The sequence below is a fragment of the Aliivibrio sp. S3MY1 genome (assembly GCF_028765575.1).
Lineage (GTDB): Bacteria > Pseudomonadota > Gammaproteobacteria > Enterobacterales > Vibrionaceae > Aliivibrio.
In genome coordinates this window covers 66,734-81,169 of sequence record NZ_JARACO010000001.1, presented here as the reverse complement: position 1 = coordinate 81,169, position 14,436 = coordinate 66,734, and the positions used below count along the sequence as shown (strand labels likewise).

Below are 14,436 nucleotides of genomic sequence, written 5' to 3'. Positions count from 1 at the left end.
ATCGTTTCCTAACTTAATAATTCGGCAAGGGTGATTGGTTTAGAAATCAACCCAAGCTTTTGTGCTGGCGTAGTGCCAAGTTTATCTTGATGGCAGAGATTATGCCACGCTCTGAAAATATCGAGTAGTGGAAGTAAACTGGCTGGGCGAAGTTTTCGTCTTGGTTCATTCACTAAGCTCGTAAATTGGGTGTAAAAACGATCTTGATACTCTTTAGCCTTTGTTGCGGAGGCGCGTTTTAACCAATAGACTTCATTATTTTCAGCACCATTAAGGTGGCAAATGCCTTTATTTAGGCCATTTACTTCAGTAAAAGCCCAACGATCACGCCACCAACCAACAAGGTGTATATCGATTTTCTCACCACTTTGTCCAAGAGGAAAAGCAGTGTCCTGAGTGACATATAAGAGGTCAATACTATTTTCTTTAATGCGATTTAAAAATACCGACATCGCAGCCGAACGCAACATTGGCTCTTGAGGCATATAAAGCTCAATCGAGTCACAATGTGAGAAAGCGTATTGGATCTCCAAAAAATGGGCATAAGAAGTATAGGGTGGTCTAATTAATGCGCCTTTTGATGGATAATTTAATGAGACGTAATTACCCAATGGATCTTCCACATTTGCTCTAGCTAAGATCTCTTGATACTTAGCATCCACACGCTTAAAAATCGATTGTTCGGTTACTGCACTTTGAGAATTCGCTTCCCCAATAAAGGCAGTGGGTAGAAATTTAGCGTCATCATAAAAAGGGTCATGATCAAGTTGAGTTCCAGGCTGATGAGATTCTGAGTAATTGATGTGTTGTGCTATCACATAACCAGAATTCATTTCAGCAGTGGTGTACCAAAATACGCCATTATTACTTAATGGTTGCAGCGGAGTAGCATTAGATGCCAGCTGTATTTCTGTTCTGTCGTGTTGCAATCTTGTGTCAAATAAAGACATATGACGGCGACAACGATTAGCGATTTGATTTATATGATCGTAAAAAGTCTTAGGATTAATATGTAATCGTCGGCAAATTTCACGAACCGAATAACCAGTAAATAAAAAACCTAAAATCTTTTGTTGGATTAGACTTTTTTGATTCTCACCAGACCACTTATCTACAAACGTAGATGCGCATGATTTGCAGCGGTAGCGTTGACGATCACCACTGTAACCAAAGGCATGATAAAGCTCTCGATGTGTTAAAACATCAAGACCAAAATGGTCACAAGCTGAATTATTACAAGAGGGTAATGAGTGAGATTGAACGGAGCCTTGACGAGCAAGTTCATTTAATACTTCATTGTTATTGATTAAGGGAGGAAAAGCACCACATTTCCGGCAAACTAATGCTGGTCGCTTAGGATTAGTGCGTTGAACTAAATAATGTTGTTCATCGCTATCACCAAAATTGTCACACGCCAATGTTTTACAAAAATTGAGTTGTAACCCTTTAGCAGCCAACGGCAGTTTTTCGGTCGGCACTAGACGCCCCTTATAGATTTATAGCGCCAGACCTTTCTGGCGCAAACATAATTACAGTTTAATCGCTGTTTCTAGCGCAACAGTCATCATGTCGTTGAATGATTTTTGACGATCTTCAGAGCTTAATTTCTCACCGCGTTTGATGTGGTCTGAAACCGTTAGAATAGTTAGGGCTTTTGCACCTAAATCTGCGGCTACACCGTAAATACCTGCCGCTTCCATATCAACACCAAGGATGCCTAATTTTTCCATTTTTTCGAACAGATCAGCTTCTGGTGAATAGAAAAGGTCCGCAGAGAATACATTACCTACTTTTACAGGAACGTTTAACTCACGCGCTTGAGCAACGGCGGTTTCTAACAAACCGAAATCAGCGATGGCTGCGAAGTCGTGGTTGTTGAAACGAATACGGTTTACTTTTGAATCAGTAGATGCACCCATACCAATAACAACGTCCATTAATTTAACGTCATCATGCACAGCGCCACAGCTACCTACACGAATGACGTTTTTCACGCCGAACTCTGCGATTAGCTCATGAACATAGATACAACAAGATGGAATACCCATGCCGTGACCCATAACCGATACTTTTTTACCTTTGTAAGTACCAGTGTAACCAAACATATTACGCACATCACATACCTGAGTAACATCTTCTAGGAAGTTTTCAGCAATGAATTTTGCGCGTAGTGGATCACCTGGCATTAGAACGGTTTCTGCGAAATCGCCAAGTTGAGCATTAATGTGTGGGGTAGCCATAATAAGGTCTCCGGTTCTTAAAAGTTAAATATAATTCAGTGTAACTAAAAGTGTTGAACAATCTTGTTCGTTATGTGGCTATTTTATGCCTATATTTTAAGGTGTCATGAGATTAATGTCACATTTTACCTTAGTTGTTATGTTATTTTCACTATTGATAACTAAATATGTTGAAAGTAAAAGGGCAATCGCAACCTTTTGCGTGTCTTAGCTTTAATACCGTCATGACGTTTCTTTAATCAAGAACCTCAATTAGATTGAACTTAGGATTATCTAAGAGGATGATGCCAAAACGAAACTTCTCTTATCTCGTGATTATTAAAGTGAGTGAATTGGATGAAAGCAAAAAATAAACAATATGCTGTGATTGGGTTAGGTCGTTTTGGACTGACGGTATGTGAAGAGTTACACCAATACGGTTCACAAGTGCTGGCTATTGATATAAATGAAGATCGAGTAAAAAAAGCCACTGACTTTGTATCCACAGCAATCGTTGCTAACTGTGCCAATGAAGAGACAATTTCTGAATTGAAACTCGATGAGTACGATATGGTGATGGTTGCGATTGGCTCTGATATTAATGCGAGTATTTTAACGACACTAGTGCTTAAAGAGGCGGGGGTTAAGACGGTTTGGGTAAAAGCGAACGATAAGTTTCACGCTAAAATTCTGACAAAAATAGGGGCTGACCATATTATCCTTCCAGAAAGAGACATGGGGATCCGCGTGGCAAGAAAAATGTTAGACAGACGCGTATTTGATTTTCACCTGTTGGGAAGTGGGCTCGCGATAACTGAAATCGTGATTGGCGGTGCTAATATGGGGAAATCATTAGGACAGCTAGACTTTTGTCAAATGTCTGAGGTGAAAATACTGGCAATTAAACGTGGCCCTGAAGTCATGACCGCACCAGAGCACAGTAAAGAGCTTGAAATTGGAGATATCCTTATTATTGTTGGGCCAGAAGAAAAGTTGGCGCAGAAAATTAAAACATTATGAATTACTTACCCAAGCGTGGATTATTTCCATTAAAGAATAACCAAAAAGCAAAAGAGTGGTCTGAACCAAGGATCATCCTTTTCTCATTTTTGGCTATTCTTTTGCCTTCTGCATTACTGCTCACTCTTCCAGTATTCTCTGTCTCTGGCTTGAGTTTTATGGACGCATTATTTACAGCGACCTCGGCAATCAGTGTAACAGGACTTGGTGTGGTCGATACCGGCTCTCATTTTACGATAAGCGGAAAAATCGTTTTAATGTTCCTGATGCAAATCGGTGGCCTTGGACAAATGACCTTGTCTGCGGTTTTACTCTATGTGTTTGGTTTACGGTTAAGTTTGCGTCAACAAGCATTGGCAAAAGAGGCGTTAGGACAAGAAAAGAAAGTCAACCTACGTAAGTTGATAAAAAGTATTATTTGCTTTGCCTTAGTCGCAGAGCTGATAGGAATGATGATTCTCTCTTTTCGTTGGGTTCCTGATCTTGGGTTAGCAAAAGGCTTATTTTACGCCGCGTTTCACTCTATTTCGGCATTTAACAATGCAGGGTTTTCCTTATTCTCTGATAGCTTAATGGGGTATGTGGGGGATCCGTTGGTTATTTTTACCTTATCGTGCTTGTTTATTGGTGGTGGTTTAGGGTTTACCGTTATCGTCGATTTAGTTAAAAATAGCTCAAAAGGATTTAGTCGCCTCCAATTGCATACCAAAATAATGGTCATTGCAACGCCAACACTATTAATTGTAGGTACCTTATTTTTCTATGTACTTGAATATAATAATCCAAGCACATTAGCGTCATTATCTGCCGGTGATAAATGGTTAGCCGCCTTCTTTCAATCAGCAAGCGCTCGTACTGCTGGCTTTAACAGTGTAGATTTAACTCACTTCACGCAACCTGCGCTGTTTATCATGATCATATTGATGCTAATTGGTGCAGGTTCAACCTCTACCGGTGGTGGCTTAAAAGTGTCGACCATTACAGTCGCCGCAGTTGCAACGTGGACTTTCCTACGACAGAAAAAGCATGTAGTGATGTTTAAAAGAACCGTGAGTTGGGCGATTGTGACTAAATCTCTGGCGATTATTGTGGTGAGTGGATCGTTACTTTCAATTGCAATGTTTTCATTGATGCTGACTGAGAATACAGGGTTTGATAAGGTGATGTTTGAAGTTATTTCAGCGTTTGCGACAGTCGGTTTAACGGCAGGATTAACCGCAGAGCTGTCTGAGCCTGGCAAGTTTATTATGGTTATCGTGATGATTATAGGTCGTATTGGGCCATTAACCTTAGCCTATATGCTTGCAAGACCAGAAACCTCGCGTGTGAAATACCCTGACGAGAATGTGTTAACGGGTTAATGCTAGAAACATTATAAGCAGTATATAGAGGGCATCGACTCAGAGTGGATGCCCTTTTTTGTTATTTTAAAAAAGATAGCTTATGACTTCGCCTGCCCAAAAAAAGTAGATAAGGAAAAATATCACGGCAAAAATGCCCCATGCAATGACAGCATGTTTCATTTTTGGAGTATGTCCTGTGAGCTCGGCATATCCAGTCAACATTGGCTTAATTAAATTAATTCCTTTAAGTCGATAAAAGAAAACCGCGGCGATGTGTAAACTAATAAACCCAAGAAGAATATCAAAGTTTTGATGATGTATTTGAGTTAAAAACCCACTTACATCATAACTAACTAATGAAGCCAAAGGGCCTTCAGAAAGGATATCATCATTACTAAATAATCCAGTGACTAACTGAAGTGTTAGCAAGAAGAATAGCCCAAGCACCATGTAACCACCAGCAGGGTTATGACCAATAGAGTGAGATAACGTCCCTTTTTTCTCTAATGATAAGTAACTAATCGCTTTTTTAGGAGAGGTGACAAAGTGGGAAAATTTTGCGGTGTCACTACCAATAACTCCCCAAATAATTCTTGTTCCTAACAAGGCCATTAGAAGGTAAGCAAGAGTAAAATGCCACTCCATCAAACCTTCTTCTGCAGTATACCAAAGAGAGCCAAGTAAAATCACTTGGCTCCAATGATAAACCCGGACAAAACTATCCCAGATTTTCATATTTATCCTTCGACTATTCTATCTAATTATTTTGCTTTGTAATCTGAATGACAGGCTTTACAGTTTTTTACTGCTTTTCCAAAAGCCTTACGGATCGCCGCTTTATCACCGCCATCTGAGATACTAGCTAGAGCGGCAGTATCTTCTTGGAATTGCGCTAGACGAGCTTCAAAATCAGGAAAGTTTGTCCATACCTTAGGTAAGGCATTTGTTTTTCCTTTGTCTGAGCCTTCTACATAGAAAGCATCAAGTGGCATTAAAGAAAGCTGAGCCAATTGATTGGCACGCTTAGAAAAAATAGCGTCACTCCAATCGGCTTTACCTTTAACCATTTCACCCATTTCACTCACGTTACCTGCGATCATAGTGAATGCCGCTTGACGGTATTTTATTGCTTTGTCCGCTTCGTTAAAAGTGTGGGCTAAAACAGACGTTGAAGCCAAAAGAGTCGATGCGATAACCAGTGTTTTAATTGCTTTCATGTTGAGACTTCCTTGAATTGTAATTATTTTGAGGCACTATTATATGAAATGATGAATAAAAGAAGTAGTTACCTATCACAATATTTACACATTCTTTACACTTGGTAGGGGTGATGATTAAAATTCAGTGGTTATTTGATTGCTGCAACAAAAAACAAAGTGCGTATAATGCGAGTGTTATTTTTTAAGTAGGCTTGTCAGTTTTTATGCGAATTTTAAATATTACAACGCATCCAGATCTAGAGCGTTTAGATAATAAAAAAATCCTTCAACGTAATGCGACGCGCGCGATTGTTTTAAAAGGAGAAGATATACTTCTTCTATATACTGAGCGCTATCATGATTACTCATTACCTGGTGGTGGTATTGATGATGGTGAAGATGTCATTGCGGGCTTAGTTAGAGAAATTGAAGAAGAAACGGGTGCTAAAAATATTTCTAACATCGAACCATTTGGTATTTATGAAGAATTCCGCCCTTGGTACAAGCATGAATGTAATGTTCTACATATGATTTCATACTGTTATACCTGTGATACAGATAAAGAACTTGGTGAAACTAATTATGAAAGCTATGAAATCCGTAATGGAATGAAGCCAGTGTGGATTAATATTCATGAAGCGATTGCACATAATGAAGATATTATTGCTCATAGTGAAAAGAAAGGCATGAGTATTGAGCGTGAAACCTTTTTACTTCACTTGATCGTCAAAGAGCGTTTACATGTTCAATAAAGAGCAAATCGTTAAATTAACACAGATGCAAATGCCGTTTGGAAAATATGCGGGGAGAGTATTGATTGATCTTCCTGAAGAGTATCTTTTATGGTTTGATCGAAAAGGAGGCTTTCCTGAAGGGGAATTAGGAGAGTTAATGGCACTATGTTTAGCAATGAAGATTGAAGGACTAGATGAAGTTATTCGTCCTTTAAAATATCGTAGATAATAGAAGTCGCAATAAATAAGAAGCATAAATCAATTATTTATGCTTCTTATTTTTTTATTTATACTGAGATTCGCCTTTTTTAGCTCGTTGAAAATCGTCTAGTAATTCACCAGAGGCATCCTTGACTAGATAATTGAGTGCAGAACAAAAGCTATTTGTTTCATAATAAACTTCACGTGAGCGGTCAATATGTCGTTCAGCGGTTCTACGTACTTGTGCTGTATTTTTAGAGTTACTGTATTGTACTTGTTGATCAAATACGGCTTTTACGTATTTTGCTTGACAAATGTCCTCGTTCTCTGGTGTTGCGACGATATCAGCCGTGCTTCCAAATGAAACTAATGCCAACAATAAGGCATAAAATCGATTTTTTATCATGTTGTTATTAACCACTCGTTTGATTTTTGGTAATTCTACGTATCCACTATATCGAGTGCAATACTTATTAATCAATTAAGGATTACTTTTCTAGGATGATATCTCAGCGATATGGAGGCGCTAATTTAGAATATTTTAATACGGGCATTACTGAACCATTTTTGTTGCTAAAAAATAGAAAATTGATGAAATTGTTAATATAACTATTTGATCTAATACTATTATATACTCATTATGTTGATTTTAAGATCTTCGTCACTGTAACTCTGCATATAGCCTCTACTATAAAAGGATACTACGGAGATAATAATGATTAATAAAACAACGATAGCACCACAAGGCCCTGAATTTTCAGAGCTTGTACAAGGTTACTGGAGAACTGCTGATTGGAACATGACAGCTCAGCAACGTTTAACCTTTCTAAAGCAACACATTGATCTAGGCATTAGCACCGTTGACCATGCGGATATTTATGGTGGCTATCAATGTGAAGCTTTGTTTGGTGAAGCATTAGCATTAGATCCTTCTGTTCGGGATCAAATTGAAATCATCACTAAGTGTGATATTAATTTATGCACTTCGGATTTCCCAAATCGAAAAATAAATCACTACGATACCTCAAAAGCACACATTACTAACTCAGTGAATAACTCACTTTCGCGCCTTAATATTTCTGAAATTGATCTACTCTTGATCCACCGCTTAGATGTATTAATGGATGCAGATGAAGTAGCAGACACGTTTAATCAGTTACAGAAAGAAGGCAAGGTGAAGCATTTTGGTGTCTCTAACTTCACGCCAAGCCATTTTGATTTATTGCAATCACGTCTTGATAAACCATTAGTGACGAATCAGGTTGAAATTAACCCACTTAATTTTGAAGTGGCGCATGATGGCACGCTTGATCAACTGCAAATGAAGCGTATTAAGCCAATGGCATGGTCATGTTTGGCGGGGGGAGCGATCTTCTCTGGACAATCTGAGCAAGTGATTCGTGTTCGTAAAGTCCTTGAAGAGCTAAAAGAAGAGGTGGGGGCTAAAAGTATTGACCAAGTGATTTATTCATGGGTGCGTAAGTTACCATCAAAGCCATTACCAATTATTGGCTCTGGTAAAATAGAGCGTGTGCAGGCCGCTGTTGATGCGATGGATATTAATCTAACTCGTGAACAATGGTATCGCGTATGGGTTGAGTCAAAAGGCCACGGTGTACCATAGAGCAGAGCACTCAGAATCAATCGGAAACAAAAATGGGACGCTAATTGGCATCCCATTTTTATTTACCCTAATACTATTTTAGCAATTAGGTAAATAGTATTGATGATTATTTGACTAACCATTCAATCGCTTCACCTGCACGAATTGGCACAACAAAGTCATTGCCAAATGTCATTGTTTCAGGAGCGATCCACGCTTCTTTTACAAGAGTAATCGTATCAGTGTTGCGAGGTAGGTTATAAAAGTCAGGGCCATTGAAGCTTGCGAATGCTTCAAGGTTTTCTAATTTACCTTCGTTCTCAAATACTTCAGCATATAATTCAATTGAGGCATGCGCGGTATAAGAGCCGGCACAACCACAAGCCGCTTCTTTTTTGTCTTTCGCGTGTGGTGCAGAGTCTGTACCGATAAAGAATTTAGGATTACCGCTTGTTGCTGCTTCAACTAAAGCTTGCTGATGGGTGTTACGTTTTAAGATTGGTAAGCAGTAGAAGTGAGGCTTAATACCACCCACTAACATATGATTGCGGTTGAACAATAAATGGTGAGCTGTAATGGTTGCCGCTACGTTAGGGCCTGCGTTTTTAACAAAATCAGCCGCATCTTTAGTCGTGATGTGCTCTAAAACGATTTTTAACTCAGGGAAATCATTAACGATAGGAGCAAGAACGGTATCAAGGAAGGTTTTTTCACGATCAAAAATATCAACATCATGTGTCGTTACTTCACCATGAATAAGTAAGAGCATACCTTCTTCTTGCATCGTTTTTAATACAGGGTAAACCTTGCTAACGTCGCTTACGCCAGAATCTGAATTGGTTGTTGCACCAGCAGGATAAAGTTTAGCAGCAACAATATGGCCTGTTGCTTTCGCTTTACGGATCTCGTCTGATGTTGTCTTTTCCGTTAGGTATAAAGACATGATAGGTGCGAAAGTATCAGATGGGTTTGCTGCTTGAATGCGGTCACGGTAGCTAAGCGCTTGTTCCGTGGTTGTAACTGGTGGAACTAGGTTTGGCATAATTAATGCGCGGCCATTGTAACGGCCAGAATCACGAACAGTGTCAGTTAATACGTCACCATCACGTAGATGTAAATGCCAATCATCAGGACGAGTAATTGTTAAAGTTGTCATTTGCTGCTCCCACCAGAAAAAGAAATAAGAGCCTAAGAACCATTGAGTTAATCGTTTGCTTAGGCGAAAGGATTCTAAAGCAAAATGGCTAAAACAAATAGGATAAAGTAAAAATTAGTAACAAATTTGACTTAAAAGGTAAAAGAAAAGACAATGTGTGCGAAATTTATACAGCAAGAAGATAGCGAGAAGTTATGAAAAAGAGTAAAAAAGAAGTGTTACCAGTTTCCGAATTTGAGCATGGTAGAGGTAAAATTAAAGACAACGCTTTAAAAGCGGTTGTTACAAGTCAATTATTTACAACAAGAGTAATGAAAGCCAAAAAAGGGAAGGGGAGTTTCATTCGCAAAGAAAAATACAAAGGGTTTAAAGAGCCCTATTCAAAAGCAGCATAGGTGTTTGAATAGGACTTTTGTGATCTAGCTTCGGTTTTTATTGCTAATTGAACAAATATCCACCGTTTAACTTGTTGAAATGAAAAAAGATCTTTACCTCAGCGCTCAGTGTGGCATTATCTATCTCGTTCCAACGATGTGCGTACATCGTATAATGGCTATTACCTCAGCCTTCCAAGCTGATGATGCGGGTTCGATTCCCGCTGTACGCTCCAATCTCTATTTATCCTCCCCAAGAGATTGTTCCTTATAAAAACCTAAATGTAATTTATTTTTACCATCTTGGTAAGCTACTAATCCGATCATGGGTTCTTCATCTTTAGCAATGAAATTACAATTGGTTAATTCTTTTTTCTAAAACCGTGTTTAAAAATTAAAAAAACCAGTAAGTTCTATTTTATAAAAAGTAAATATCAAGCTTAATAAATGGAATGCATGTCACATTTTTGTTATAATAGCGACAGTTAATCATTAAATTATTAAAATGAGATGAAAAGAAATTTTATTGTAAGAATTTTAGCTGTTAATTTTGTGTTTTTTACATTAGTGCTTAGTTATCATCATATAAAAGCCAATACATTAAAATACAGAATTGTTAATAAATATGAAAGCATGATATCGATAACGCGAAATTTTCATCATCGGTATCTGAATACTGAATATGCATTAAGAAATGTGGGTTTGTTTGCCTATCAAAATGAGAAAGATAACAAGCATCTTGACTATTATGGGGGGGCTATGTTTAACAAAGACGGCCTGTATCCTATTTTAAGTAAGGATCTTTATGTTATCTATAATAAATTAAGTGAGCGATTACCTGAGAAATATATTAATTCATTAGAGGTATATATGCCTTCAGCTCATTATATTTTGCCATTTAGCGCACTGAAAAATAATGAATTGACTGAGCATAAATTGTCACATCAATTTACTAATCATGGGTTTCTTGATTCAGACTGCCTTGCATTTAGAGAGAACGAGATCACGATATTTACTAGTTTTCATAATAATGAGATTGCGAGTAATAAAATAGTTTTACCCATATGTATTAATCTTAAAATAGAAGCCGCATTTGTTATTGATATTGATGGTAAATACTTTAATCAGTATATTGAAGAATTTAATGAGCAAAATTTCACACAATATGAAATTGGAAAAAATAATGGTTTTATTAGACATAAAATTGATATTCCATATTCTAATGAAGAAAGTGAAAATGTGTATTTTGGTATTAAATTAATAAATGTGATATTCATTAGTTTCATATTAACATTGATTGCTGAGCTTGTTTATTTAATATCATGCCACTTATATAATGTGTTTTATAAAAGTGCATTTTATGATTCAATGACAGGGTGCCTAAGACGAAATATTTTTGAGATGAAATATAAATCGATAAGAAATTATGGCGTTATTTTATTAGATATAGATCACTTTAAATCAATTAATGATAACTACGGCCATGCAATCGGGGATAGAATTATCTCATCTGTGGGCAAAGTAATTATAGAACAAGCACATAAGAATGTTTTAAATTTTCGGTGGGGAGGAGAGGAGTTTCTTATTCTTCTACCAAATACAAGTAAAGACGCATTACAAAAATATGCAGAAAAATTAAGAGAGAATATCGAATCTAGCCCTTTATTGGATCAAAAAATTGTTACTGTTTCATTAGGATTAACGGAACAAAAGCATCAAGAAAACATACATCTTTCGATTCATAGAGCTGATATTGGTTTATATAAGGCTAAATCATTAGGTAGAAATCAGAGTTATTATATATGAGAATGTTAATTAAAAAAGCCTCATCGTTTTTATTGGTTAATTTTATTATTTTTGTTGTAATTTATTGTGTTTATTATAGTTATAATAAAATCAAATACGATGAGTTAGATGAATATATCAAAGTGAATCTATATAAGGTATTTGATAATCTTGAAGCTATTTCATCTTTTTATGCCAATGCCCCTTTTATTAGTGTGGAAAGAGGGCTGCATAATATTGAAAAGGTTGGGATATATGTTCCACAAGATGGTGAAATAAAATCGCTATCAACAGGTATTGACGTAATATCAGAAAAATTAAAAAACTTTATTGGTGATGATTTTTGGAGTTTGGGGGTTATTGATAATAATAATAAAAATAAAAATACTATTTATTTTTCACCAATGCGGGTGCCACACATACAGATTTTTTTAAAAAGTGACTATGATTTTTTTAATCATATATTAGTAAGTGAAAACTTGCCAAGTACATATGAACTATCATTAAAGAATGGCTTATTTAAACAGACAGAGCCTTACAATGAAAGCTTTAATGAACAATCTATACGCAGTATTTACTATCCTATTTATATAAAACGAGATCTAAAAGCATTATTACTTTTAGATATTAAAAGTAGCATATATCAGACATGGGCAGAAAAATTCAACCAAAATCAGTTTACGGTTTTAAAAATCAATGAGAATAATAATCGTGAAGATTTAAGGAAAATATCACTGCCATATACGATTAATTGTGAGTTATTTCTTTATATAGATAAAGTCTTATTATTTAAGTATAGTCTTATCTTCTCTTTTCTGGTGACGCTAGCGCTTAATTACGCAGGGAAAAGTATTAACTATTTAGTTGATTTTTATGGAAAAGATACTATGACTGAGTGCATACGAAGAGATATTATCGAACCCAAGTTAAGGAACAAAATACTACATAATCAAGCTATTATGATGGTAGATATTGATTTTTTCAAAAAGATTAATGATGAATATGGGCACGGTTTTGGTGATGAAGTTATAAAAATAACAGCATCTATATTAAAAAAGAGCATAAGGAAAAGTGATACTTGTATTCGATGGGGCGGAGAAGAATTTATGATAATTCTGAATGTTAAAAATATTGATCTTGATTTCTTAATTAATAAGGCGGAACAATTACGCCTTAAGATAGAAGAACAGACACTGCTCCATATTAATTTTACAGTATCAATTGGCGTTGCTTTAGGGAAACAACAAGATTTTACTGAAGTATTAAAAAATGCAGATATGGCATTATATAATGCAAAAAATAATGGACGTAATCAGGTGGCTTATTTATGAATATTAAACATGTAAAATGTTATTCTTATTTAATATGTTCAGTATCATTGATGATTATATTCAGCTTTATATATTATACTTTTTATAATAAATATATAGAGATGAAGGTTGATGAGGAACATGAGGAAGTAAGAAGTATATTTAATTCTGTTGTTAATGATAGGGAGGGATTAATAAATATATTAATTGATAAAGATCCCGAAGGAATAGAACAACAACTTAATTTAATTAGATATGTTTCAGAGAATAAAGACGTCAGTAGTATCAGTGTTGTGCTTGATTCAAATTATTTATATAGCACATTTGGCAACCGTGATAACCAAGTTGAAGAACAAGTGAAAGAAGGCTTTAATATTAAGCTAAAAAGTTCACTTACATATAAGCCTATTATTTCATATGCGATAAAAGTTGATAGTAAAACATATTTAAAAGTGTATTTTAAACCAATGAAATTCAATGTCATCAATGGGTTTGGACGTGGTTGTTTAATTATACTTGATGATATTCAACTTGGTGAAAAAAATGAATTAATTAAATATAAATTAAAAGATAAAGAAAACAACCATTACTTCACATTAAATGATGCTGAATTTCATGTTGAAATTAATAATGGAAGGGCGATTAAGGAGTTTATTTTCGATAAATATGGTTATCTTATATTGAGTGTTATTGTTTATCTAATGTCTTGTTATTTCCTAGGTTCTTGTATCAAAAGAATGTGGGTTAAATCATTGATTCGACGCAATGTAATTAAGCCTTATTTACAGCCAATAGTGAATGCTGAGGGTGAAATTATAGGGGCAGAAGTGCTTTCTCGTTGGATAACGAAAGACAATGAGATATTACCACCCAATTTATTTATCCCATATATAGAAGAAAATAAGTTAACGCCATATTTAACAAAGTCATTAATGGAACAACTATATAAAGATTTAGCATCTATAGAAAATAAGTCATTAAAATTAAGCTTTAATTTGACCGAAGATTGTTTATTTGACCAAGAAGTATATAAAGCAAGCTTATTATTAGTTTCTAAGTGCAAGTTAATCCTTGAATTTACGGAATCAGCGCCATTCTCTCACCCTAAAGTGAAAGAACGAATGGAGTTATTTTCAAATGAAGGTGTTTTCTTTGCTCTTGATGATTATGGAACAGGCTATTCAGCGCCACATTATTTGACGGATTACCATTTTGATTATTTGAAAATTGATCGCTGTTTTGTTGAAGAGATTGAGCATAATGCAAAATCACTTTATATAATAGAGAGTTTGGTATTCCTAGCAAATAAGCTAAAATTTCAGTTAATTGTGGAAGGGGTAGAAACGGTTAATCAGAAAACAGCATTACTGAATTCGGGAATTAACGAGTTTCAAGGTTTTTTATTTTATAAACCGATGCCTATGAAGCTATTTTTTGAACTTTATGCCAAGTAACAATGACTATCGTAAGATGTTTAAGGCTTAGGATTATA

Annotated in this window: 15 protein-coding genes and 1 tRNA gene; 10 read left to right on the top strand and 6 right to left on the bottom strand. The window is 35.7% G+C overall.

Annotated features, from left to right (window positions below; genetic code table 11):
* Positions 1 to 8: 8 nt before the first annotated feature.
* Together PVK62_RS00280 and deoD are read right to left on the bottom strand one after the other, a co-directional pair.
* A complete protein-coding gene (locus PVK62_RS00280; RefSeq protein WP_274442607.1) occupies positions 9 to 1,478 on the bottom strand; it encodes a lactate dehydrogenase in 1,470 nt (489 codons plus the stop codon).
* Positions 1,479 to 1,529: 51 nt separating this feature from the next.
* Positions 1,530 to 2,240: a purine-nucleoside phosphorylase gene (gene deoD, locus PVK62_RS00275; RefSeq protein WP_274442606.1), complete on the bottom strand. Its 711-nt coding sequence runs from the start codon at positions 2,238 to 2,240 to the stop codon at positions 1,530 to 1,532.
* Between the two features lie 336 nt (positions 2,241 to 2,576).
* Between deoD and PVK62_RS00270 the strand changes: the two genes are divergently transcribed.
* Both PVK62_RS00270 and PVK62_RS00265 read left to right on the top strand, forming a co-directional pair.
* The gene (locus tag PVK62_RS00270; protein ID WP_274442605.1) at positions 2,577 to 3,239 is read left to right on the top strand and encodes a potassium channel family protein; all 663 of its coding nucleotides are present in this window, start codon (positions 2,577 to 2,579) and stop codon (positions 3,237 to 3,239) included.
* Positions 3,236 to 4,600: a TrkH family potassium uptake protein gene (locus PVK62_RS00265; protein WP_274442604.1), complete on the top strand. Its 1,365-nt coding sequence runs from the start codon at positions 3,236 to 3,238 to the stop codon at positions 4,598 to 4,600. Before PVK62_RS00270 ends, PVK62_RS00265 begins: the two co-directional genes overlap by 4 nt.
* A 66-nt stretch (positions 4,601 to 4,666) precedes the next feature.
* Here the strand turns inward: PVK62_RS00265 and PVK62_RS00260 are convergent, their stop codons facing one another.
* Entirely contained in the window at positions 4,667 to 5,317 is a 651-nt protein-coding gene (locus PVK62_RS00260; RefSeq protein ID WP_274442603.1) for a cytochrome b/b6 domain-containing protein, read from the bottom strand.
* 26 nt (positions 5,318 to 5,343) lie between these two features.
* Positions 5,344 to 5,799 (bottom strand): c-type cytochrome, encoded by a 456-nt coding sequence (locus tag PVK62_RS00255; RefSeq protein WP_274442602.1) that lies wholly within the window; start codon positions 5,797 to 5,799, stop codon positions 5,344 to 5,346.
* Positions 5,800 to 6,005: 206 nt separating this feature from the next.
* Here PVK62_RS00255 and PVK62_RS00250 point away from each other — a divergent pair, with 206 nt between their 5' ends.
* Complete coding sequence (locus PVK62_RS00250; protein WP_274442601.1) at positions 6,006 to 6,533, top strand: NUDIX hydrolase; 528 nt, start codon at positions 6,006 to 6,008, stop codon at positions 6,531 to 6,533.
* Positions 6,523 to 6,744: a DUF3820 family protein gene (locus PVK62_RS00245; RefSeq protein WP_274442600.1), complete on the top strand. Its 222-nt coding sequence runs from the start codon at positions 6,523 to 6,525 to the stop codon at positions 6,742 to 6,744. The genes PVK62_RS00250 and PVK62_RS00245 overlap by 11 nt, the downstream gene beginning before the upstream one ends.
* A gap of 54 nt (positions 6,745 to 6,798) precedes the next feature.
* On the opposite strand, the gene PVK62_RS00240 is transcribed toward PVK62_RS00245, so the two are convergent.
* Positions 6,799 to 7,122, bottom strand: a complete 324-nt coding sequence (locus tag PVK62_RS00240; protein WP_274442599.1) for a hypothetical protein — start codon at positions 7,120 to 7,122, stop codon at positions 6,799 to 6,801.
* A 309-nt stretch (positions 7,123 to 7,431) separates the two neighbouring features.
* Between PVK62_RS00240 and PVK62_RS00235 the strand changes: the two genes are divergently transcribed.
* A complete protein-coding gene (locus PVK62_RS00235; RefSeq protein ID WP_274442598.1) occupies positions 7,432 to 8,340 on the top strand; it encodes an aldo/keto reductase in 909 nt (302 codons plus the stop codon).
* 106 nt (positions 8,341 to 8,446) lie between these two features.
* Here the strand turns inward: PVK62_RS00235 and pyrC are convergent, their stop codons facing one another.
* The gene (gene pyrC / locus PVK62_RS00230) at positions 8,447 to 9,475 is read right to left on the bottom strand and encodes a dihydroorotase (protein WP_274442597.1); all 1,029 of its coding nucleotides are present in this window, start codon (positions 9,473 to 9,475) and stop codon (positions 8,447 to 8,449) included.
* Between the two features lie 194 nt (positions 9,476 to 9,669).
* Between pyrC and arfA the strand changes: the two genes are divergently transcribed.
* The 5 genes from arfA to PVK62_RS00205 all read left to right on the top strand — a co-directional run bounded on the left by arfA (position 9,670) and on the right by PVK62_RS00205 (position 14,398).
* Complete coding sequence (arfA, locus tag PVK62_RS00225) at positions 9,670 to 9,870, top strand: ribosome alternative rescue factor ArfA (RefSeq protein WP_274442596.1); 201 nt, start codon at positions 9,670 to 9,672, stop codon at positions 9,868 to 9,870.
* 140 nt (positions 9,871 to 10,010) lie between these two features.
* Positions 10,011 to 10,085 (top strand) — tRNA-Gly (locus tag PVK62_RS00220).
* Between the two features lie 274 nt (positions 10,086 to 10,359).
* On the top strand, positions 10,360 to 11,655 hold the full coding sequence (locus PVK62_RS00215; RefSeq protein WP_274442595.1) for a GGDEF domain-containing protein: 1,296 nt from the start codon (positions 10,360 to 10,362) through the stop codon (positions 11,653 to 11,655).
* Positions 11,652 to 12,965: a GGDEF domain-containing protein gene (locus PVK62_RS00210; protein ID WP_274442594.1), complete on the top strand. Its 1,314-nt coding sequence runs from the start codon at positions 11,652 to 11,654 to the stop codon at positions 12,963 to 12,965. Before PVK62_RS00215 ends, PVK62_RS00210 begins: the two co-directional genes overlap by 4 nt.
* Positions 12,962 to 14,398, top strand: a complete 1,437-nt coding sequence (locus PVK62_RS00205) for an EAL domain-containing protein (RefSeq protein WP_274442593.1) — start codon at positions 12,962 to 12,964, stop codon at positions 14,396 to 14,398. The genes PVK62_RS00210 and PVK62_RS00205 overlap by 4 nt, the downstream gene beginning before the upstream one ends.
* The last annotated feature ends 38 nt before the right edge of the window (positions 14,399 to 14,436 follow it).